The 18,145-nt window shown below is 51.6% G+C and carries 25 protein-coding genes; 11 read left to right on the forward strand and 14 right to left on the reverse strand.

The window, feature by feature from the left end; translation table 11 throughout:
• Position 1: 1 nt before the first annotated feature.
• The 3 genes from ALIPUT_RS05155 to ALIPUT_RS05165 are packed head-to-tail and all read right to left on the reverse strand — an operon-like array spanning position 2 to position 2,376.
• Positions 2-1,108 (reverse strand): major capsid protein, encoded by a 1,107-nt coding sequence (locus ALIPUT_RS05155; RefSeq protein WP_004328686.1) that lies wholly within the window; start codon positions 1,106-1,108, stop codon positions 2-4.
• 5 nt (positions 1,109-1,113) lie between these two features.
• On the reverse strand, positions 1,114-1,746 hold the full coding sequence (locus ALIPUT_RS05160; protein WP_004328687.1) for a hypothetical protein: 633 nt from the start codon (positions 1,744-1,746) through the stop codon (positions 1,114-1,116).
• 39 nt (positions 1,747-1,785) lie between these two features.
• Positions 1,786-2,376 (reverse strand): hypothetical protein, encoded by a 591-nt coding sequence (locus ALIPUT_RS05165; protein ID WP_004328688.1) that lies wholly within the window; start codon positions 2,374-2,376, stop codon positions 1,786-1,788.
• Positions 2,377-2,627: 251 nt separating this feature from the next.
• Between ALIPUT_RS05165 and ALIPUT_RS05170 the strand changes: the two genes are divergently transcribed.
• From ALIPUT_RS05170 to ALIPUT_RS05225, 11 genes are all read left to right on the forward strand, one after another.
• On the forward strand, positions 2,628-2,996 hold the full coding sequence (locus tag ALIPUT_RS05170) for a hypothetical protein (RefSeq protein WP_004328689.1): 369 nt from the start codon (positions 2,628-2,630) through the stop codon (positions 2,994-2,996).
• A gap of 2 nt (positions 2,997-2,998) precedes the next feature.
• Positions 2,999-3,217 carry a hypothetical protein gene (locus ALIPUT_RS05175; RefSeq protein WP_004328690.1) on the forward strand — a complete coding sequence of 73 codons (219 nt, stop codon included), beginning with the start codon at positions 2,999-3,001 and terminating at the stop codon, positions 3,215-3,217.
• Between the two features lie 8 nt (positions 3,218-3,225).
• The gene (locus ALIPUT_RS05180; RefSeq protein ID WP_004328691.1) at positions 3,226-3,444 is read left to right on the forward strand and encodes a hypothetical protein; all 219 of its coding nucleotides are present in this window, start codon (positions 3,226-3,228) and stop codon (positions 3,442-3,444) included.
• Between the two features lie 28 nt (positions 3,445-3,472).
• On the forward strand, positions 3,473-3,682 hold the full coding sequence (locus ALIPUT_RS05185) for a DUF3873 family protein (RefSeq protein ID WP_004328692.1): 210 nt from the start codon (positions 3,473-3,475) through the stop codon (positions 3,680-3,682).
• A 4-nt stretch (positions 3,683-3,686) separates the two neighbouring features.
• Positions 3,687-3,863 (forward strand): hypothetical protein, encoded by a 177-nt coding sequence (locus ALIPUT_RS13010; RefSeq protein WP_004328693.1) that lies wholly within the window; start codon positions 3,687-3,689, stop codon positions 3,861-3,863.
• A gap of 17 nt (positions 3,864-3,880) precedes the next feature.
• Positions 3,881-4,363, forward strand: a complete 483-nt coding sequence (locus ALIPUT_RS05190) for a DUF7659 family protein (protein WP_004328694.1) — start codon at positions 3,881-3,883, stop codon at positions 4,361-4,363.
• 18 nt (positions 4,364-4,381) lie between these two features.
• Positions 4,382-5,278 carry a hypothetical protein gene (locus ALIPUT_RS05195; protein WP_004328695.1) on the forward strand — a complete coding sequence of 299 codons (897 nt, stop codon included), beginning with the start codon at positions 4,382-4,384 and terminating at the stop codon, positions 5,276-5,278.
• Between the two features lie 600 nt (positions 5,279-5,878).
• Complete coding sequence (locus ALIPUT_RS05210; RefSeq protein ID WP_040293474.1) at positions 5,879-6,127, forward strand: hypothetical protein; 249 nt, start codon at positions 5,879-5,881, stop codon at positions 6,125-6,127.
• Positions 6,120-6,338, forward strand: a complete 219-nt coding sequence (locus ALIPUT_RS05215) for a hypothetical protein (protein ID WP_004328700.1) — start codon at positions 6,120-6,122, stop codon at positions 6,336-6,338. The genes ALIPUT_RS05210 and ALIPUT_RS05215 overlap by 8 nt, the downstream gene beginning before the upstream one ends.
• Position 6,339: 1 nt before the next feature.
• Positions 6,340-7,110 (forward strand): ADP-ribosylglycohydrolase family protein, encoded by a 771-nt coding sequence (locus ALIPUT_RS05220; protein ID WP_004328701.1) that lies wholly within the window; start codon positions 6,340-6,342, stop codon positions 7,108-7,110.
• The gene (locus ALIPUT_RS05225) at positions 7,107-7,445 is read left to right on the forward strand and encodes a hypothetical protein (protein ID WP_004328702.1); all 339 of its coding nucleotides are present in this window, start codon (positions 7,107-7,109) and stop codon (positions 7,443-7,445) included. Before ALIPUT_RS05220 ends, ALIPUT_RS05225 begins: the two co-directional genes overlap by 4 nt.
• Positions 7,446-7,470: 25 nt before the next feature.
• Here ALIPUT_RS05225 and ALIPUT_RS05230 read toward each other — a convergent pair whose 3' ends face one another.
• The 11 genes from ALIPUT_RS05230 to ALIPUT_RS12095 form a co-directional block, all read right to left on the reverse strand.
• Positions 7,471-10,056: a hypothetical protein gene (locus tag ALIPUT_RS05230; protein ID WP_004328703.1), complete on the reverse strand. Its 2,586-nt coding sequence runs from the start codon at positions 10,054-10,056 to the stop codon at positions 7,471-7,473.
• Positions 10,057-10,063: 7 nt separating this feature from the next.
• Complete coding sequence (locus tag ALIPUT_RS05235) at positions 10,064-11,581, reverse strand: phage portal protein (RefSeq protein WP_004328707.1); 1,518 nt, start codon at positions 11,579-11,581, stop codon at positions 10,064-10,066.
• 17 nt (positions 11,582-11,598) lie between these two features.
• Positions 11,599-13,080 carry a phage terminase large subunit gene (terL, locus tag ALIPUT_RS05240; RefSeq protein WP_004328708.1) on the reverse strand — a complete coding sequence of 494 codons (1,482 nt, stop codon included), beginning with the start codon at positions 13,078-13,080 and terminating at the stop codon, positions 11,599-11,601.
• Positions 13,080-13,592, reverse strand: a complete 513-nt coding sequence (locus ALIPUT_RS05245) for a hypothetical protein (RefSeq protein WP_004328709.1) — start codon at positions 13,590-13,592, stop codon at positions 13,080-13,082. Before ALIPUT_RS05245 ends, terL begins: the two co-directional genes overlap by 1 nt.
• The gene (gene folE, locus ALIPUT_RS05250; protein ID WP_004328710.1) at positions 13,585-14,175 is read right to left on the reverse strand and encodes a GTP cyclohydrolase I; all 591 of its coding nucleotides are present in this window, start codon (positions 14,173-14,175) and stop codon (positions 13,585-13,587) included. Before folE ends, ALIPUT_RS05245 begins: the two co-directional genes overlap by 8 nt.
• On the reverse strand, positions 14,130-14,714 hold the full coding sequence (locus ALIPUT_RS05255) for a 7-carboxy-7-deazaguanine synthase QueE (RefSeq protein WP_004328711.1): 585 nt from the start codon (positions 14,712-14,714) through the stop codon (positions 14,130-14,132). Before ALIPUT_RS05255 ends, folE begins: the two co-directional genes overlap by 46 nt.
• Positions 14,711-15,070: a 6-pyruvoyl trahydropterin synthase family protein gene (locus ALIPUT_RS05260; protein ID WP_040293230.1), complete on the reverse strand. Its 360-nt coding sequence runs from the start codon at positions 15,068-15,070 to the stop codon at positions 14,711-14,713. The genes ALIPUT_RS05255 and ALIPUT_RS05260 overlap by 4 nt, the downstream gene beginning before the upstream one ends.
• 2 nt (positions 15,071-15,072) lie before the next feature.
• Positions 15,073-15,732 carry a queuosine precursor transporter gene (locus ALIPUT_RS05265; protein WP_004328713.1) on the reverse strand — a complete coding sequence of 220 codons (660 nt, stop codon included), beginning with the start codon at positions 15,730-15,732 and terminating at the stop codon, positions 15,073-15,075.
• Positions 15,719-16,375 (reverse strand): 7-cyano-7-deazaguanine synthase QueC, encoded by a 657-nt coding sequence (gene queC, locus ALIPUT_RS05270; protein ID WP_004328714.1) that lies wholly within the window; start codon positions 16,373-16,375, stop codon positions 15,719-15,721. The genes ALIPUT_RS05265 and queC overlap by 14 nt, the downstream gene beginning before the upstream one ends.
• A gap of 31 nt (positions 16,376-16,406) precedes the next feature.
• Positions 16,407-17,240: a hypothetical protein gene (locus ALIPUT_RS12410; RefSeq protein ID WP_130064498.1), complete on the reverse strand. Its 834-nt coding sequence runs from the start codon at positions 17,238-17,240 to the stop codon at positions 16,407-16,409.
• A 227-nt stretch (positions 17,241-17,467) separates the two neighbouring features.
• Positions 17,468-18,082 (reverse strand): ParB N-terminal domain-containing protein, encoded by a 615-nt coding sequence (locus ALIPUT_RS12095; protein WP_004328716.1) that lies wholly within the window; start codon positions 18,080-18,082, stop codon positions 17,468-17,470.
• Positions 18,083-18,145 lie beyond the last annotated feature (63 nt).

Consider the following 18,145-nt stretch of genomic DNA (forward strand, 5'->3'; position numbering starts at 1 on the left):
GCTACTGCTGCGTTTTGAGGGTGTAGATGCCGTTCATTTCCGTAATTACGGGCAACGAGAGCGATTCGGCCTTGGTGAACTCAACGCCGTTGCTACCCTGCGTTTCGCCCACGCCCCATTGCGAGACGCGGATACGCCCGTAGTTGGAGTACGCTACTCCGGCCTCCTGTTTCAGCTCGTTGTTCGCCCATGCGTTTTTGACGATGCCGAGCTTGCCGTCGGGAATGAAAACCATGTTCTTCTCGTTCCACGGCGTATAGGGGACGCGGAGTTTGCCTTTCTGAATGCGAACCTGACGGCGGATAGGCTCGAAAACAGGGTAGCTGTTCTCCTGCATATAGGCGTTCAGGTCTTTCAGTTGCACGATCTTCGCAGATTTGTCGGTTCCCCAGATCATCTGCTTGATCTTCTTGCTGCGGCACATGTAGGAGATGCGCGACGGAGCGCAGAGGATTTTGCCGAATACGGTTTTGTCCTGTGCGGCGTCGATGATGCCCTGCACGTCCTCGAAGCAGTCCACCGTGTCGAGATTGGCATCCGTCCACGGGGTTTTGGACGACGCGATATTCTCGGCGGGCTGGTTGAAGTTGATCGTGCCGCGCACGCCACCTTCGGGGTTGATGTTGTCGTCGAGTTCGACGATACCCTCGTTCGAGAGCGGGCGCAGGAACAGGATGTCGAGCTTTGCGAGAACGGAACTTACGACCGTCGTCGAACTGCCCCACATCAGTTTGATGAGCTGCTCCGTCTTTGCCTTGTCGGGGAGCGACTTGCTGTCGAGGATTTGCAGAACCTTACGATAGTCCTGAATCGTCATCGGCAGCGTTACGGCATGATTGAGGATGCGCTCTTTCACGGTTTCCAGTCCCTCAGTACCGAGGATAGCCTCTTTCGACTGGTCGCCGATGGTCGGTGCGGCTACCGTGATGTTGTACTGACCGATGATCTCCTCGAAGTCGAGGCCGATAGTCGGGGTGTCCCAGTCGAGGAAACGCTCGAAGATTACGTTGTCGAAAAGCTGCTTGTGTAGTTTCGAGGCGGCATCGAAGCGAGCCTGTACGTGCTGCGTCAATGCGCCAAAGATTGAACTATAAAGAATTTCGGGCATGATCGTTACTGTTTAATGAACAGAATGTTCGGGTTTGCTTTGAGGCAGACCTTGCCGGGATTGATGAGCCAGTCTTCCAGCAGCGGGAAGTTCAGGCTCGGATAGAGGACTACCGCCTCGTATGCGGCATCAATCGTCGGGAGGCCCTTTCCGGTGAACTCCTTGACCGCGCCGACAACCATGTTCGGCGTGTAGAGAGGTGCGGCGGGGACGGCTTCATTGTCGCCCTCGGCGGCCGCTGCTGCCGATGCTTCAACGAGGATGTCGCCCTCGGCCAGCCCTGCGATGGCGGATGCGAACGTAAGAACATCGTACTCGGCATTGGCCGTGTCGATGGACTTGATGATCGGGGATTTGTCGGTTACTCCGAGTTTCATCACCACGTCGCCTGCGACGAAGTAATGACCTTTGGCGATGCGGGGCGCGGTGGTCGTGCCTCCTGCGAGAACCTTGGCGGTCTTGCAAACGGCGGCACTCATCGCCTCGAAATCGACATGGATAGGAGTTCCCCGATGCAACACCGTTCCGACGGGGAAGTTCTGCACCGGCTTGAAGCCGCCCGGCAGAATCTTGCACTCGCCGCGCCAAATTTCGGGCGTGTGGCCCGATAGCTGCGTTTTCTTGAAATCAATAGCCATTGTTGCAATCAATTTTAAGGGGTGAATGATACGGAGCTGTTACTTGTTGGGAAGACTTTCGGCCCAAGCTTTGGCGGCAGCTTCCATAGCCTCCTTGCTACTTCCCGTTTCATGCGCCTGCTCCTTGGGCATGAGGTTGTTGGTGACTAACTCCTGCTTGTAATCCGCCAACTCCTTATCGAGGTCTGCATCTTCTGCGAATGAGACTCGCTTCATCAGGTAGTCGGGAATTCCGAGCTTTTTAGCCTTTGCCGAGATTTCGGCCTGTCGCGTAGTTTTTGCCTTTTCCGCTTTGAGAGCGGCGTTCTCGGTTTCGAGATCGGTCAACTTCTTTTGGAAAGGCTTGAACCATTCGGGGGCCTCATCATCGTTTCCGCCCTCATCTTCGCCCTCGTCGTTGGATTGCGGTTTCTTTGATTGCGGTTTCGGACGTTGCGTCTTCCTCGTGATCTCCCCCTGCATTGCCTTTGCATAGGGCACGAGCGAATCCACTTTCGCGGCGATGTCTTCGTCCGAGGCATCGTCGGCAAGACCCTCCGCCCCGATCTCTACGAGGTCGTCGAGTGCCTTGTCAGTCAGTCCCATATCCTTGCATTTTTCGGATAAGAGCTTGCGAAATTTCTTTTTCATAGTCGAAAAAAATTGTTAAAACGTATCGTTACGGACAAAGGTAATGAAAAATATCTATTAGGTATCTAAAATTTCAACAAAAATTATCTGTGTGGTTATGATATAGTTATCCGTAAATACACGTTTTTGGCTGATTTTGAGCGCATTTTTTCTGCGAAAAAAGTTGCTTACTATAATAGTTGGCTATATATTTGCATCATCAAACAGATACTTAATAAGTAATAAATAACGACCAAAATTTATAATAGGCTATGACACGAGAAGAGTTTACCGAAAGAGTTGGCTTGAATGTATCGGACGGAATTTTTGAGGTATGGAACGGGGTGTATATGTCCTCGGATAAGGACAAGGACGAGTTCTGCAAACCATTCGCCACCAAGAAAGGGCATCTCGATCTTTCCCGGTCAATGGTGATCGAAATCGCCGAATTGAAGAAAAAGATCAGAGTGCAAAAAGAGAGCTATGATCGGCAGGTAGAACTCGCAACGTCCTATCAGGATAAGTATTACGCGGAAAAGGCCAAGCACGATGAGTTTTACAAGAAATATGCGGAAGAGTGCGAAAAGCGATACGCTCTCGAAAGAAAGCTCGAACAGATAATGAACCTAATCAACGCATAATCATGGATAAAGCAAGACAGGCCAAGGCGGAAAGCCTGCATGAATGGAAGTCCCAAATGGCGGACTTCCTCCTCGAAAGAGCGCAGAAATTCGGCGACATTACCCTCCATATCAAAGCGGCCGATTTGATTGGCATGAAAGAGGTGATCCGTCGGAAAATCATCAAGGGCCTGCCCTTGTGGGAGGTCGATAGGGTTTGGTTGAAAAATAATCTCAAATAATCGCAAGTATGGAAAAGATCAAAATCAAGCATGTAGGATTCGATTCATGGGATCGGGAGGTATTCCAAACGCAGAAAGGGACGTATGTCGTGGATATAAGTTTGGACTATTCGCATCAGAATATGAGGCTCTGCACGAAGAACAACAACGAGTTCGACGGGGAACCGGACACGGCCCTCAAAACCGACGCATTCGAGATCGTCGATGATTTCGAGGCCGAGCAATAATCGCAAACCTTAAAAATTCAACTCAACAATGGCAAATTCAATCAACGTAAACGGGTGTTCCGTCTGCCAGCCGGGGCGAGAGAACTACACAAGTTTCACGGCCAAAATCGGCCGGAAAACGGTCAAAAGATGGCAATACGACTACCGCACGGAGAGCGGCGAGCTTTTCTCCTGCGTCGGGGTATCCCTCGATAGCTGCCGCGCAAAGCGGGATTTATGGCTCTCTCAAAAGCAGTAGGATCATGGCAACGAAAAAGACGGCAAGAACCTACGAGGTTACGGTCGATATGACGTGGTCGCAGTCCTATACGGTCAAAGCCAAAACGGCGGCCGAGGCCCGGCGCAAGGCATGGGGAAAATTCAAACGGCGTCCTCCGAAATCCTGCTTTACGCTCATGGAGGACAGAATCGACGAATAATAATCAACGCAACAGATATGGAAGAGAAAGATATTAAGACGGTCAAGACCACGCGGGGCGAACTCCGATACTATCGGGATTGGGGTAATTACGACGGGGGTGTTGTAATGCTGAACGCCCAAACTATCGACCGCTACAAGGCGATCAAGAACGAGCATCCCGATGCTGATAAATGCGGGGTTTTCTTCGCTTTTAGCAGAGAACAGTTCGCCGAGGGATACAAGCATTTGGTAGAACTCGGACACATCAAAGACGGCGATAAAATATGCCAAGATAAGGACACGGGAGCTTTCGGTACAAAGGACGGACTTGCGGCATTCTTCAAGTTCTACGACGATAGCCGGGCGGCTATCCCGAAAGAATGCGATCCGCAGGAGGTTTATTTCTACGAATACAATAACCACGAGTGCATGATCGCATGGGATGGTGATAAAGAAGCCTATGACCTTATCGTCGGGTATTGGGGTGAGGAAGTAGCAAAGACTATTGAACGATTATAAATTAAAATTCAACGCATTATGGAAACGACATTGAACAACAAATTTTTCGACTTCGAGAAAGCAAAGGTGCAGACCCTCTCCCTCGATCAACTGGCGCGAACCCACAAGGAGAACGACATCTACGGCAAGCCGCTACGGGGCATTTACCACTATGATTTGCTGAATCAGATTATCGGCATGTGCAACGCGCAGAATTATGATGTCGAGGTTTACGACCTCTTTGCAGCGCAGAATAAAGACCGCAATACTCCGGGTGTCGTCCTCTTGCCGCAGGTAGAGGCCCAATACGGAGAGCGGGCCGTCGAAGCGCATATCCTCCGTCGGGTATTCGCCAACATTCGCATCACGAATTTCGATGATGCAGATCATACGACCAATCTTGCCGTCGCATTTCATCAGAAAGGAATACAGGTCGGATTCGGCAATATGGTGATGATCTGCCACAACCAATGTATGCTCTGCGCGGATCAATATATCTCGACCTATTCGGAGAAAGGACAGGGACGGGGCAATGGCGTAACGATTCCCGAAATCCTCGACATCGTGAAGTCATGGATCGTCGATGCCCGCCGAATCGTCGTTACCGAGCGGGAGAAGATCGAGCGGATGAAGCAAATCCCTATCGACGCGCAGCAGATGTTTACGTTGATCGGGATGCTGACCGCCCTCCGCGTTAAATGCGATACTCATATCGCAGAAATCAGGGAGAACCGCACCTATCCGCTCAATCAGTCGCAAATCTCGCGGCTTACCGAGGATATGATGTATCGCTACTATCAGAACGGCAAGGTCACGGTATGGGATTTATACAACGGCGCAACGGAGTTGTATAAAGCCGATACGATGGATATTCCGGCCCTTTTGCCGCAGAACAGGGCGATGGTCGGGTTCTTGTCGGAGCAATTCGGAATTTAGCCATGTATCTCGATGCAACGTGCGAGGGTCTCCCGTCTTCAAAATGGGAGGCCCTTATGAAAGGTGCAAGGAGGGTCAGTTATAGGATGCTGGTATCGCGCGTCAAAAGCGAAATTCCGGAGTTGTATCGTGCGTTGGCTTTGAACCTATACAATCCGTGGGCGGATCAATGCAGGCAGACCGCCACGCATTTTATCCTCGTGCATTCGGCGATAGAGTATTTTATCCACAAATAGGGTGCAACGATGTTTGATGCGGGTATTGTCCTGAATATCGGTCTTATATATCGACGGGGTGCAATGGGTACAGCAACGACCCCTGCAACGACGGGTGCAACGATCCCTGCACAGAAGATAAGAATATATAGATATATTAAAAAGATAGAGGGGAAGTTTTTTCGATGCAAAATTATAGGATCAACCATCGGGCAAGACCCTCGTAAATTCATCCTTTGAAAAAGAAAAAAGTTCCGCGAAAAAAGAAAAATGAAAATGCCGCCAATTTTCGAATATCTGCGGTCGGGTCGGTAGATTGATCGATTCTTGCGCGAAAGCGTGGCAGAACGCCGGAAAAGCGGTAAATTTGCACAAGTATTGGATTATGGAAGCAAAGAAGATAGTGCATTTGCAGTTCAAGGAGCCGTACAACGGCGAAACCGACTTCTACTTCGGTTCCCTGAAAGCGATCTACGATACCGTTCCTATCGGGGCGGTCGGCATCACATACAAGTCCCTCACGAATGCGACGAGGGGCAGAAGCGAATACGAGAACAAGAAAGTCCTCATCCGCATCGGGCAAATCCAGCGCAAGACGAGAGGACGGTCATTAAAATCGGAGTGCGATGGATAGCATGGTATATCGGCTGACCTATGTTGCGGATTCATACGATCTCATTACGCATCTGTATTTTGTCGATAGGGCGAAAGCGGAGGCTATGTATCGTGAAAAGCTGGAAAAAGTTTCATTTTATCGGTATGGCTATATCTACCTACACTCGATGAAAGAGGATGCCGACGGGGTGCTGGACATAGACGAAGTGATAGATTCTAAAAATTTTTGATATGATAGGTGCGATAATTGGCGACATAGTAGGCTCTCGATTCGAGTTCAATAATGCGAAAGGCGGAAACTTTGCATTATTCACCAAACAATGCGATTTTACCGACGACACGATCTGCACGGTGGCGGTAGCCGATGCGATACTCAAAGGGGAGGACTACAAATCGAGTATTTTGCGTTGGTGTAGAAAATATCCTAATCCGATGGGGGCATACGGCGGTTCTTTTGCTCGTTGGATTACTTCTCCCGACCCCCAGCCGTATAACAGCTTCGGCAATGGCGCAGCGATGCGTGTAAGCCCTGTTGCGTGGGCTTTTCGCTCGGAGCGGGATGTTATTCGGCAGGCTATCGAAACCGCGAAAATTTCGCACGACCATACGGAGGGAATTATCGGAGCGATGGTAACGGCTCTTGTGATCTATTATCTAAAAAATCAATTTTGGGATAATACGATGGAGATATGCGAAAGCGTGATGTGTCAGTATTACGGCGAGGATTGGGAAAGGCATCTCCCGCCTCGCGGCAAGTTTGACGAGACATGTCAGGGATGCGTGCCGCTGGCCTTTCATATTGTAAAAGAGAGCCGGTCTTTCGAAGATGCAATCCGCAAGGCCATTCTCTACGGCGGCGACAGCGATACGCTCGGAGCCATCGTCGGATCGCTTGCCGAGGCTTATTTCGTGGTTGATCCTGCTATGATTCAGACCGCGATGAGCTATTTGCCGGAAGATATGCAGAACGTCATTCGGAAATTTAATGCAACCTACCGATGAAAGAATCTGATTTATTGCAATATTGCCGCTATTATAAAGGCGAGCGGAAGAACCCATACGAGGGCAAGGAACAAAACAAGGCAATGCTTTGGATGTACGAGCGGGCATGGATTCACGATACTATGGCGGTCATCGCAAGAGGCGATGCGAATGTCTCTGAAAGTCGAAATCTCGATGAATATGTCGCGGTCGGGTTATCGGATTTTGAGAATGCCGATGGAGTGCCGATTACTTTGAAATCGCTCCTTTTCAATCGGTATGCACAAGGCAATATGTCCTCGTTGGCAGATTGCGTCGAACCGTTCAAGAAATTTTATAAGCAGTATTACGGTTAAGGGAGCGCAATAAACGCTCCCTTTATCATTGCAACTGTCCGATCATCTGCAAATAGATCGTCTTTCCTTGTTTTTTGAGGACTTTGAATTGACAGCCTCGTTGCCCGATCCATTCCATTTCGGAGTTGATCTTTTCGACAGATTTTCCGTCCCATATCACGCCATCGTCATAATCGAATTTGTGATAATCCGTGTAGTGGGAAAAAGGCTCCGCATATACGCCTTTGGCCCCTTTGGGGACTACGATAACCAAGTTGTACGATTCGGAGAAACCTTTATGCCGATGCACGGCGGTAGATAGGAATCCTTTATCGACAAAAACATCGCCTTTTTTCAGGTTTCCGAGGTCGTATCCGAGAGAATCAATCGTGAAATTGCTTACGCCTCGTCTTACGACCGTATTTTGAGGCATGGCGAATTTTTCAATCGCTCTCGTCAATATCGGCAGATCGTGCTCGAACTCTTCGCGGGCACGCGCTCCATAATACGATATACCGCGCAGAGGCTCATTTAGATAGCTGTAAGTCTGCGTATATTTCGTCAATATGATCCGCTCCTCCTTTGTCAGCGTCGCCCAAATCCGCTCCGTGTATTGACGCAGCCGGTTATCTGCATCATCGACCATTTCTGATTCGTACAAGGCGAGAAGCCTATCTATTTCCTCCTTGCTGATACTCGGCAGGGTAGAGGCTTTCATCGTTGCACCTTTCTTCGCATCGCGCCGAGCCTGTTCCGCCAATCGTTTTTGATATTCTGCGACGGCGAGTGAGGTTTTGGACTTGATAATCGACAATTCGGCATTGCTATTGACTGCCTGCTCTGCATCGGAGAGGAGTTTTGCAACATTGAGGCTCTTCGGATGTTCTGCCGACCATTGTTTAACGGCGTCGAGTTCTTCGGTTGCCTGCTTGATCGCTATCTTGTAATTGACTGCATCCAATTTTTTGATGTACGCCTCCTGCGATACCTTCCATGTCGCATACTTCTGTTGAACACCTTTCATATTGCCGCCGAGGAAGTCATAAGCCTCGAAATGCAGCTTTTTCGCCTGCTGTTCGAGGGATAGACCCGACCAACCCTCGATCTTCGATTTGACGGCATCATATACCCCTTGCAGTTCTGCCATCGTGAATTGCTGATGCCACGAGTGAACATTGGGGATAATGTCGGCGAGAGCCTGCTCCGCTTTCTTGGCGGCGAGGATGGCCTGCGCGACTTTCTTGGTCTCGGTCTGCATGGCCGATAGATCGCCTGCGTCGATGTACTTTTGCAGGGCGGAATAATCGACCTCGCCATAATCCCCGGCGATTTTGGCGATGTTGTTTGCCGTCGTCTTGATTTGCTGGTGCTTCTTCTGCCGTTCGGCCCACGCATTACGGATTGCCGCTTCCTGTTCGGGCGTTCGGGCCTCATGGCGTAATGCCGCCTTTTCTGCGATTGTAAGCTCTTTCGGTTTCGGATTGAGTATCTCATCAATCGCCGCAGAGTTATTGCGAATAAAGTAGGGTTCCGTGCCTCTACTGCGGGATGCAAGGATATTCTCCTTATTGTCTCGCACCCAATGCTTGAAATTTGCCGGATATTCGGTGATCTGCTTGCCTCGCGGGGTGTATTTCTCGCCTTTGAGGAATGCCGCCGTAACTTTCGCCATCTCCTCCTCGTCCATCAAAATAGGCGTTGCAAAGCAGAAACATTGGGCATGCCATCCGTCGAATACGAAATCCTTTGGGTAGTCGCCTTGAAGTTTATCGCAAATATCCGGTCGGGGGTGGTTCTTCGATAGCTGGATGCGCTGACCGAGGACGAAATCCATCTGCTGCCACCGCTCATTGTCGGCGCGGCGGTAGGCGATGTTTGTCTCTGACCTCGCAACGCGCATGGCATTCTTGGCCGAGGATTTGTAAACGCCCGATCCGGTTTTGTAGTCGCTACGGTCGTAGTCGATCCATCGGTATTTGCCCGTTTTCTCGTCCTTGATGCGCTTTTTCCACTTCCGCCCGTAGATAGGCTTGCCCTGCTCGTCTTCGCCTTTCTTGAAGCGGAAACGGCGGAACATCAGGTCGGGGTCGTTCAGGTATTGCCGGACTTTGCGGGATATGGATTGCGCCGAATCTCCCTCGCCGATGGCGACGGTCATGGCGATCTCCATTTCATCGCGGAGCTGCTGAACCGACTGCCATATCCGTTTTGAGAGATTGAGGCCGTTCTCCGTTCGGTTGGCGAAAGCATTCATCGCCGCCATATTGCGGTTGTTCCATGCGCTGAACTCCGGACTGGATAATACCTCTTTCCCAAAACATGAGGAAATGAGTTTATCGCATGCGTCGTTGGCCTTTTCCCATTCGAGCGTGATCCCCTTTTTGATAGCTGTCGTAGTCGTCGAATGCAGTTGCCGGAGCAATGCCTCGACTTTCTTTTGGATTCGCATATTATCCCCGTCGAAAGAGTACATGACCCCCTCGTCCAGCGTCGGCACGGATTTATTGAGAGCGAGGATTTCATTCACCGTTGCGGCGAATAGCTGCCTCACTTTCTCGGCGTAAGCCTCTGTGCGCTGAATGCGCTTGATGGTTTCCGCTTTCGGGTCGGGAGAATATGCTTTTTTTGCCATCTGCTACCTACTTCTTCTGTTGCTGCTTTTTCTTCGGGTCATCTTCATCTCCGTTTTCATCATCGTCGGGGTCGTCGCCGTCCGATGCGGATTGCGGGCCTGCACCCTCGATGTCACCGAATATCTGTTGCTGCTTTTGCGCCCGCTCCTCCTCTTCGGCTTTCAGACGCTCCATTTCGAGCTTCTTGTCCTTGACGAGCGGGTTCAGTTCTACGCCGGTTTCGGTCGCCATGATGCCACCGTCGAGGCTCTTGATGATATTTTCGAGGGCTTCCGCGATGTCGTCCCCGAACGGCTCTTGGAACTCATGCCCGATTTTCAGATTCTCGCACTCGGTTTTCAGATGCACATCGAGGACGTTGCCGATGATGGCCGTGATGAGCGAAGAGGTGCGGGATAACAGCTCGTCGTGGGTTTCCTTGTGCTTGGCCGCCTTGATGTCGGCAAGCAACATCACCGTCCGCAGGGCCTTTCCCGATAGATTGCTCAACGATTTTAGCGTGTCGAGCGAAATATTCGGGGTGAACGACTTGGAAAGGATATGATTCTGCAACCATTCGATTTCCTGTTTCTTGCTTTCCGGCGCACTATCCCATGTCAGGTACTTCGCTGCCTTATCCACGCCCTCGGAATCGTTCGTCACGAGCAGTTTCGCCGCCTCTTTCTTCTCCGGCAGGTTCTTGATAAGGTCGGCGGCCATGATGGCGATAGGATCGGCGAAATAGTCGTTTGTATCAGCGGTGCGTGAGCCGATCAGCTCCTCACGATGGATGAGCGTTTCGACGCCATTCCATTCCTTGTCCTGCTGGAAGAGGATGAGCGGAATCTTGCCGATGAAATTCACCTCCTCGACGACCTCCCATCCGATGCTCTTCCGCGTGCATCGGTAGATGATATTCGGGGTATAGATGTCGAAGTGATAGACGAGGCTGTTTTCCTGTTCCCGCACATAGTAGCCCCAAGCTATGGAGATCAGGTTTTCGTACTGATCCCATCGCGTGTAAATCTCATCACCCTTGCTTTTGGCAAGCACTCGAATCTGAACGTCCGGCGCATCGTTCGCATCGCGGAAAACACGGAACAGCATCGCGCTTTCGGTCTCCGATCCGGCGATGCGTTTGCATTGGCGGAGTTTGCTGTTGAAGTGAGTGCGCTCGATAACATCCTGAAATTTTTGGAACGCCCGATCTGTCCCTGTGGATTGCTGCGTCCATTTCACCGGACGGCCGTAGAGGAATACGAGTGCGATTTCATTGATGTAAACCTGATAAGGTATCGGCAGCTTCCATACCGGTTCGAGCCGGATGAAATTCCCCTTTTTGTCGGTAATGATCTTGTCCTCCCGCTTCATGATTTCATGGGAGGTTACTTCATACTCTTTGAGCGCGGCAATCGCCATATCCATACGGTTGTCCATGCGCTCCTTGACCGCCGAAATATCTTTGGCGGCCAACAGCTTCTCAAACTCCTGATTTCGTCCTACAAGAGCATTGAGATAATTGCGAAACAAATCAAATAGCATCATATCCTTAAATTTTTGGTTTACATCCCTAAACTCGACTTGCTCAATATGTCGTAATCTATATCATCATCCTCGTCATACAGGTCGTTGATCGCATATCCGAGAATATCGACGAACTCGTCGTGCGGCTGACTCGGAAATCCGCATACTTCATCGAGAAAATCGTCGTTCCATGATCCCTCGACGATGAACACCCGCCCGCACTCCACACGCGGCGAAACGGCCCGCAATCGTACCTCCTTGTCATCGGTCGGCGTGGGTGTCCGCTTGACATTGAGGGGCGAAATTTCTTGAAGCATCTGTACCACGCTCTCGCCGTTGGCTTTCGGCTCGACATGGAGCTTGCTCTCGGAATTGCCGTCATGCGCCGCGATGTATTGAGGCAGAAACCGCAATAGGTCGGGCATCTCCTTATACACTTTCTGCGCGTCGATCAGATAGATGTAATTCCTGATACGGCAGGCTGCCAGTACGCCGCTGGGGTCGTTATCTTGGCCCTTTTTCTTCTTGTTATAGGCCGTATCGAGGTAGAAGTGTATCGGCTCGTTGAACCGCAGCGACCGGAACTCTGCCAGCGAGATCGTGCGGAACCAATCCCTTTTCACGATATTGCCGCCCTCGATGGTCGGGTGCTGCTGATACAGGGCATTGAACTCGCGCGGGGCACGGGCTTTCTGCTTCTGCAACTTCTCGATGGAGTGGCGCGACGGCCACAATGCGTCGCCGATATGCCGTTCGCTCAATCCGCTGTCGTATTCCTGTTCGCAGATCGCAGGGATGGCGAGTACCGTCCACTCCTGCGGCTCGGCTTTGAGGATGCGTCCGGCGAGGTCGTCCTCATGCCATCGCGTCATGATGAAGAGCTGCCGCGAATTATTGTGCAGACGGGTCGAAAGGACGGTGTTATACCAATCCCACACCCTCTGTCGGTAAGTGATGGAATTTGCCTCGTTCGCATCTTTCACCGGGTCGTCGATGATCGCAATATCGACGGGTGTACCTGTCAAAGAACCTCCTACGCCGACCGCCTTGTAAAATCCTCGATGTCCTACCATCTCGAAGAGATCGACATTCCTCAAATAACCCCGCGAATCCGTGCGGATATTCGAGCCGTTGAGATAGGTTTCGGGGAATATCGCCTGATACTCCTTGCTGTCTATCGTTCGCTGAATCGAGCGCGAAAACTGCTGCGCGAGGTCGGAGGAGTAGGAGCATCCGACGATTTTCAGGTCGGGGTTTTGTCCGAGTGCCCATGCGGGGAAATTGCGGGAGATGATTTCCGACTTTCCGTGCTGCGGGGGCATGAAAACCATCAGGTTTTTGATCTTGCCCTCCAACAGCATTTGGCAATGATCCGCGATGAGCTTATGGAACCACTCTAACTCGTATTTCGGATTACTATAACCGAGGAAACGCGAAAAGGAGGTCGGAGCTTCGAGTTTCAATTTCTCGCGCTTCAACCTCATCAACTGTTCGCGTACCTCGATTGTAGATGATCTCATTATTTATCCGCCTTATCCTCAAACTTTTCAAGTCGTGCGATTTCTGCATTGATCTCATCGAGTGTCATCGGTTTTTCGTCGTCCTTTTTGAGCGTTACATCGTTGCGCTGCCTGTTCTGATAGTGTTCGGGGTCAAGGTTCGTCAGGAGGAAAATAGCGGCCCCGATATTCGGCTGCACATGGATTTTCTTCCTCTTCATCTTGAACGGGGTCGGCTGTCCGTCCGCTCCGACGCGGAACTCCTGCTCGGTTTCCTCATGCTCATACCCTTTGGCGGCTTTGGATAGCGAGATGGCGAGATCATGGGTGAGGTTCTGCTTGAAAACCTCCTTTGCCCGCTCGATGGCCTCTTTGAACTGCGGCTTGCCTTTCATCCACAGGCGGTAGGTCTTTTCGTCGATCCCCATCTCGCGGACAAACTCTTTCAGTTTCGCCCCGCCGTAGTCGATCAGGCCATGAGCGGCTACCCATGCCTCGCACTCCTCGATTTTGACCGCATTGTATTTAGCCATTGCTGTTCAGGTCTATGAGTTTGTAAAATTCCTTGCGTAGGTCGGAGTTTAGGTTGAAGACGCCCGTAAAATGCGCTACGGACATCTTGCCGTCATTCCGCACTCCTCGCATCGTCTTGCACAGGTGTTGCCCTTTCATCACGATAGCGAAGCCGAGAGCCTCGTTGTTCAGGGCCTCGGAAAGCATCTGCACGATGTCCCGCGCCAGCCGCTCCTGCAACTGCAAGCGGGCGGCGCAATAGCCGACCACGCGGGCGACTTTGCTGATGCCGAGGATGCGTCCTTTCGGGCTGGGAATGTAGGCGAAGTAATACCGGCCGAAGAACGGCAGGATATGATGCTCGCACATCGAATAGTAGTCGCCGCAGTCGAATACAATATCCGACATGCCCTCCTCATTGGCGAATGTGGTGATCTTCGGCTTCTGCGCCGGATCGTAGCCTCGGAATATCTCTTTCCACATCCGCATAATGCGGTCGGGAGTACCGATCAGGCCCTCGCGGTCGGGGTCTTCGCCGATGGCGCGGATGAGCGTTTTCAGCGCACCGATAATATCTTCTGCGTTTGGAGTGATAGCTTCCATTTCGGGTGTGATTTGATGTAGTTGATAGTTGCCGCGAGGTTTTCCGCGTTCCGTGCCTCGTCCTTGAAATCGCAGGGCTGCAAGTAGTACTCTTTGGCCTCGATGCCGTCGTATGCCGTCATATCCTGACCTTGATATACGACTTTCAGCTCGTCGATGCGTTGGAGCCGCAGCTCGGCATGAGGGCAAAAGTCGAATTTCGGCGAGCAGGTGATCCAATCGACGGGGAGATAGCATTTGATCGGGATCGTGCCGTTGGTTTCCACCTGTACGAACTTGCCCGCTCCGTTGCGTAGTCGATGGATCAGCGATTGCGTGATCTGCAACATCGGTTCTCCTCCTGTAATCACGACGTGCGAGGTCGGAAAATCGGCGATTTGCCGCATGATCTCCTCTTCGGTGAGGTCTTGGTAGGGCTGATGCTCCGTATCGCAGAAATCGCATCGGAGATTGCATCCAGCAAGGCGAATAAAGATCGCCGGAGTGCCGGTATAGCGGCCCTCGCCTTGAATCGAGTAGAAAATTTCGTTTACTCTCATAGTGCGCCCTCCTCGTCTTTGCTGGTGTCCGAGACATAGATTGCGACGTTGCCCTCGCTTTCCTGCACCGTCGCCTTGTAGCATTCGGGAATCTGCTCGACGATCCATCGGGCAATGTTCTCGGCCGTCGGATTGAACGGCAGCAGCTTGTTGAAGTTACCGTGATCGAGGTAGCCGTGAATCTTGTCCTTGATCCGCTTGAAATCGCAGACCATTCCGTCGGCATTCAGTTTTTTTGCCTTGCAGAACACCGTTACGACCCAATTATGGCCGTGTAACTGCTGGCATTGGCTTTTGTAGGAGAGGGTCAGCCGATGGCTTCCCGCGATCTCCATTCTTTTTGAAACGTAATACATTGCTATACTTCTTGATATTTGCGAGTTAAGAGGTAGAAAAACGGCGTGTCGCATAGAGCCAACCCCGCTTTGAGCAGGTATTGCCCGATGACCATGCCGAGGACGAGCATCATGCCGCCCTCCTGCATGAACCATCCGAGACCGATGCCGAATGCGATTGAGATGTAAATCGCCGTGTCGATGATCTGTGAGGTCAGGGTCGATGCGTTGTTCCATATCCACCGCCGTTTGGGATTGCCGCTGAACCGATCTCGTATCTTGTGGAATATCCATACATCCCAGCTTTGGGAGCATAGATAGGCGACCAGCGACCCGAATACGAATACCGGCGTCTGACCGAGCAGCATCCGGTAGGCCCGTTGCATTTCCTCGTCATAGGCGGGGAGATACATCGTCAGGATAATCAGGACGAGGGCGACAAGTTGGGCGGCAAAACCCCTGATGACGGCCTTGTTTGCCTCTTTCTTGCCCCATATCTCGCCGATGACATCCGTACATAGGAAAGTCATGGCGTAGGTCAGAGCCGCGCCCGGAATGAGAATCGGAACCCCGCCGATATGGATGCCGGTATCGAGAACCTTGCTCGTGACGACGTTCGCCACGATCAGGCATACTACGAATACGACATTCAGCGTGATGAGATTGGCGTTACTCCGTTTCATACTCCGTCGTATCTTCGATTTCGGCGTCTCGGAGGGCTTCCTTGCGCTCGACGCATGTCCCGCACTTGCCGCAATGCTTTTCGCCGCCCTTGTAGCAGGAGTAGGTCGTGGAGTAGTCGAGACCGAGCCGTTTGCCGATGCGGGCGATGTCGGATTTCCTGATGCCTGTATAGGGCGCGTCGATCTGTACCCCGATGTAGGTGCCGTGCCGCATGGCCTCCGACATGGAATGCACGAATCCCGCGCGGCAATCGGGATAGATCGCATGGTCGCCGCCGTGATTGGCGATGAGTACCTTGCTCAACTTTCTGCTTTCGGCAAGCCCGCAGGCCACAGAAAGCATGATGCCATTGCGGAACGGCACGACGGTCGATTTCATGTTTTCGGCCTCGTAGTGTCCCTCCGGCACGGCGTCCGCGCCCTCCAAAAGCGAGGATTTGAAATACTGACCGATGAATGCAAGCGGGATGATGATGTGTTCGATGCCGAGCTGCTGGCAATGCCGCGCGGCGCACTCGGCCTCGCGCTTATTGTGGTTGCTCCCATAGTCGAACGTTACGGCCAATGCGATTTCCTCGACCTTTTCATGCAGGAGGGTGATGCTATCCATGCCTCCCGATACGATGATGACAGAATCTTTCATATCCTTGTTGCTTTTTAAGTAAGAATCGGAATTACAGGAATTTTTCGGCGTATCGGCTGAACTTGACCCACTCGTTGAAGTTGTTTACCGCGCCCTCTCTCGATTTGAGCCTGCATCCCTCTTTGCTCATCTGCTCCATCAATCCGGTGCGCGGGTTGAACTTGCAGATGTAGCCGCCGCGATTGCCGTAGAGCCATGCGGTGCTATCGACCGAATCGAACCGATACTTTTGCAGGTTGGCGACGGTGGTATATCCCAGCCCGTGAATCTTCGCCTTGTGCTTGTGGGCGGTGTTGATGAACCACGGAAACGCCGTCTCATAGACTTTGCGGGGAATTTCTTTCGTTACAATGCCTCCGATGGCGACATAGGGGTATTCCTCGCACATCTTGACGAAATATTCCTTGCCTCGGTTCTTGTGCCATACGGGGATGGGCTTCTTGCCCGTCATCCTTTCGAGCTTGTGCCGCAACCGCTCGACCTCCGCCAGCCCGACGACGCTGTCAATATCCAACTCGAAAAAGAGTTTTACGTCGAAGCGGTTGATGAAGTCGGCATACTCCGATACATAGGCATCCCAATCACAGCCGCCCTTGTGGGAACCGGCCATGAACGTATAAGCCCCGCTATCGAGCAGGAATGACCCGAAATGCCTGACGAGAGGCATGAAATCCTCGTTCTTCCGCAGGTAGTAGTAGCTTTCGAGGACATTGATACCTGATAGGGTGCTATCCCCGTCCCCGACGAAGAAGTCCGCTCCGTAGATGGATTCCCGCATTATTTTGTCCTTGTCGCCCGCGAGAAAGCTGTTCATCGCTTCGATGACTTCTTTGCGGCTGTTGGGCGATGCACAGTAAACTTTCATAACCTTTTGCCAAAATTCGCGGAGGTTGCCTGAAATTCCTCCGGCAAGAAATATCCTCATAGCATCCTTGTTAATCTCTTTAAGAGGTATTCTATTCAAATACTCTGAAATACAGGTCGTTAAATACCCCCCCCCGAATTTGCCGAGACGCTCGCCGATCCAGCTCTCATACAAGCGGATCAGGATTATGCCCGGATAGGGATTGTTGCCTGCGAGATGGATTTTCATCACTTGATCTTGATGCCCTCGAACTCGCCCATGAGCGTTGCCTCGATACGGGATTTGATCTCCTCCTTTTGGTCGGCATACTCATCGGGAATCGAGACGGTGATCTTCTCGCCCTTGTCTTTCTCGGCCTCCTTGTCAAGCTTGTCGAAAAAGCTATCTACGTCGATCTCGCTTTCATTCATCGGCAGATCGAGGCCCCATGCGGCCAAAGCATCGGCGTCCCATTCGTTCGCCAGCATCGACCACTCCCACCGACCGAAGCCGGAGTTATCGAGAATCGTGTAGGCTTTCAGCTTTTCGATGGATGTTTCTTTCGGGATGATGACGCACGGGGCATCCTTGTAGCCGAGGTCGAGCATGGCTCGATAGCGCATATTGCCGCCGATGATGATATACTTGCCGTTGTCGAGCGGATATACCAGCAGCATACGGTATTTCATCAGTTCGGGGTATGCCTGAATATCCTTTTTCAGGAGGTCGAGCTTCGTCTCCAATATCTCGCGGGGATTCGCGGGGAGGCCGTCGAGCTGACCCTCGTTCAGCTCCAACCGATCCAATTCCAGCGAGACGAAATCGGCGTCGATGGCTTTCAGAGGCTTGTTCTCTTTACTCATAACTGTTCATTTTTAAGATAGATACCACAAAGGTATAAAAATAGTACCTAATAGGTAGCTATT

It is taken from the genome of Alistipes putredinis DSM 17216 (assembly GCF_000154465.1).
Lineage (GTDB): Bacteria > Bacteroidota > Bacteroidia > Bacteroidales > Rikenellaceae > Alistipes > Alistipes putredinis.

Excerpts from the sequence above, each read along its gene's own strand:
- ALIPUT_RS05215 (WP_004328700.1), top strand. The coding sequence starts at position 6,120 with ATGGATAGCATGGTATATCGGCTGACCTATGTTGCGGATTCATACGAT.
- ALIPUT_RS05175 (WP_004328690.1), top strand. The coding sequence starts at position 2,999 with ATGGATAAAGCAAGACAGGCCAAGGCGGAAAGCCTGCATGAATGGAAG.
- ALIPUT_RS05265 (WP_004328713.1), bottom strand. The coding sequence starts at position 15,732 with ATGAAACGGAGTAACGCCAATCTCATCACGCTGAATGTCGTATTCGTA.
- ALIPUT_RS05230 (WP_004328703.1), bottom strand. The coding sequence starts at position 10,056 with ATGGCAAAAAAAGCATATTCTCCCGACCCGAAAGCGGAAACCATCAAG.
- ALIPUT_RS12095 (WP_004328716.1), bottom strand. The coding sequence starts at position 18,082 with ATGAGTAAAGAGAACAAGCCTCTGAAAGCCATCGACGCCGATTTCGTC.
- ALIPUT_RS05195 (WP_004328695.1), top strand. The coding sequence starts at position 4,382 with ATGGAAACGACATTGAACAACAAATTTTTCGACTTCGAGAAAGCAAAG.
- ALIPUT_RS13010 (WP_004328693.1), top strand. The coding sequence starts at position 3,687 with ATGGCAACGAAAAAGACGGCAAGAACCTACGAGGTTACGGTCGATATG.
- ALIPUT_RS05165 (WP_004328688.1), bottom strand. The coding sequence starts at position 2,376 with ATGAAAAAGAAATTTCGCAAGCTCTTATCCGAAAAATGCAAGGATATG.
- ALIPUT_RS05160 (WP_004328687.1), bottom strand. The coding sequence starts at position 1,746 with ATGGCTATTGATTTCAAGAAAACGCAGCTATCGGGCCACACGCCCGAA.
- ALIPUT_RS12410 (WP_130064498.1), bottom strand. The coding sequence starts at position 17,240 with ATGAAAGTTTACTGTGCATCGCCCAACAGCCGCAAAGAAGTCATCGAA.
- ALIPUT_RS05185 (WP_004328692.1), top strand. The coding sequence starts at position 3,473 with ATGGCAAATTCAATCAACGTAAACGGGTGTTCCGTCTGCCAGCCGGGG.
- terL (WP_004328708.1), bottom strand. The coding sequence starts at position 13,080 with ATGAGATCATCTACAATCGAGGTACGCGAACAGTTGATGAGGTTGAAG.
- ALIPUT_RS05225 (WP_004328702.1), top strand. The coding sequence starts at position 7,107 with ATGAAAGAATCTGATTTATTGCAATATTGCCGCTATTATAAAGGCGAG.
- ALIPUT_RS05190 (WP_004328694.1), top strand. The coding sequence starts at position 3,881 with ATGGAAGAGAAAGATATTAAGACGGTCAAGACCACGCGGGGCGAACTC.
- folE (WP_004328710.1), bottom strand. The coding sequence starts at position 14,175 with ATGGAAGCTATCACTCCAAACGCAGAAGATATTATCGGTGCGCTGAAA.
- ALIPUT_RS05170 (WP_004328689.1), top strand. The coding sequence starts at position 2,628 with ATGACACGAGAAGAGTTTACCGAAAGAGTTGGCTTGAATGTATCGGAC.
- ALIPUT_RS05155 (WP_004328686.1), bottom strand. The coding sequence starts at position 1,108 with ATGCCCGAAATTCTTTATAGTTCAATCTTTGGCGCATTGACGCAGCAC.
- queC (WP_004328714.1), bottom strand. The coding sequence starts at position 16,375 with ATGAAAGATTCTGTCATCATCGTATCGGGAGGCATGGATAGCATCACC.
- ALIPUT_RS05235 (WP_004328707.1), bottom strand. The coding sequence starts at position 11,581 with ATGATGCTATTTGATTTGTTTCGCAATTATCTCAATGCTCTTGTAGGA.
- ALIPUT_RS05255 (WP_004328711.1), bottom strand. The coding sequence starts at position 14,714 with ATGAGAGTAAACGAAATTTTCTACTCGATTCAAGGCGAGGGCCGCTAT.
- ALIPUT_RS05245 (WP_004328709.1), bottom strand. The coding sequence starts at position 13,592 with ATGGCTAAATACAATGCGGTCAAAATCGAGGAGTGCGAGGCATGGGTA.
- ALIPUT_RS05220 (WP_004328701.1), top strand. The coding sequence starts at position 6,340 with ATGATAGGTGCGATAATTGGCGACATAGTAGGCTCTCGATTCGAGTTC.
- ALIPUT_RS05260 (WP_040293230.1), bottom strand. The coding sequence starts at position 15,070 with ATGTATTACGTTTCAAAAAGAATGGAGATCGCGGGAAGCCATCGGCTG.
- ALIPUT_RS05210 (WP_040293474.1), top strand. The coding sequence starts at position 5,879 with ATGGAAGCAAAGAAGATAGTGCATTTGCAGTTCAAGGAGCCGTACAAC.
- ALIPUT_RS05180 (WP_004328691.1), top strand. The coding sequence starts at position 3,226 with ATGGAAAAGATCAAAATCAAGCATGTAGGATTCGATTCATGGGATCGG.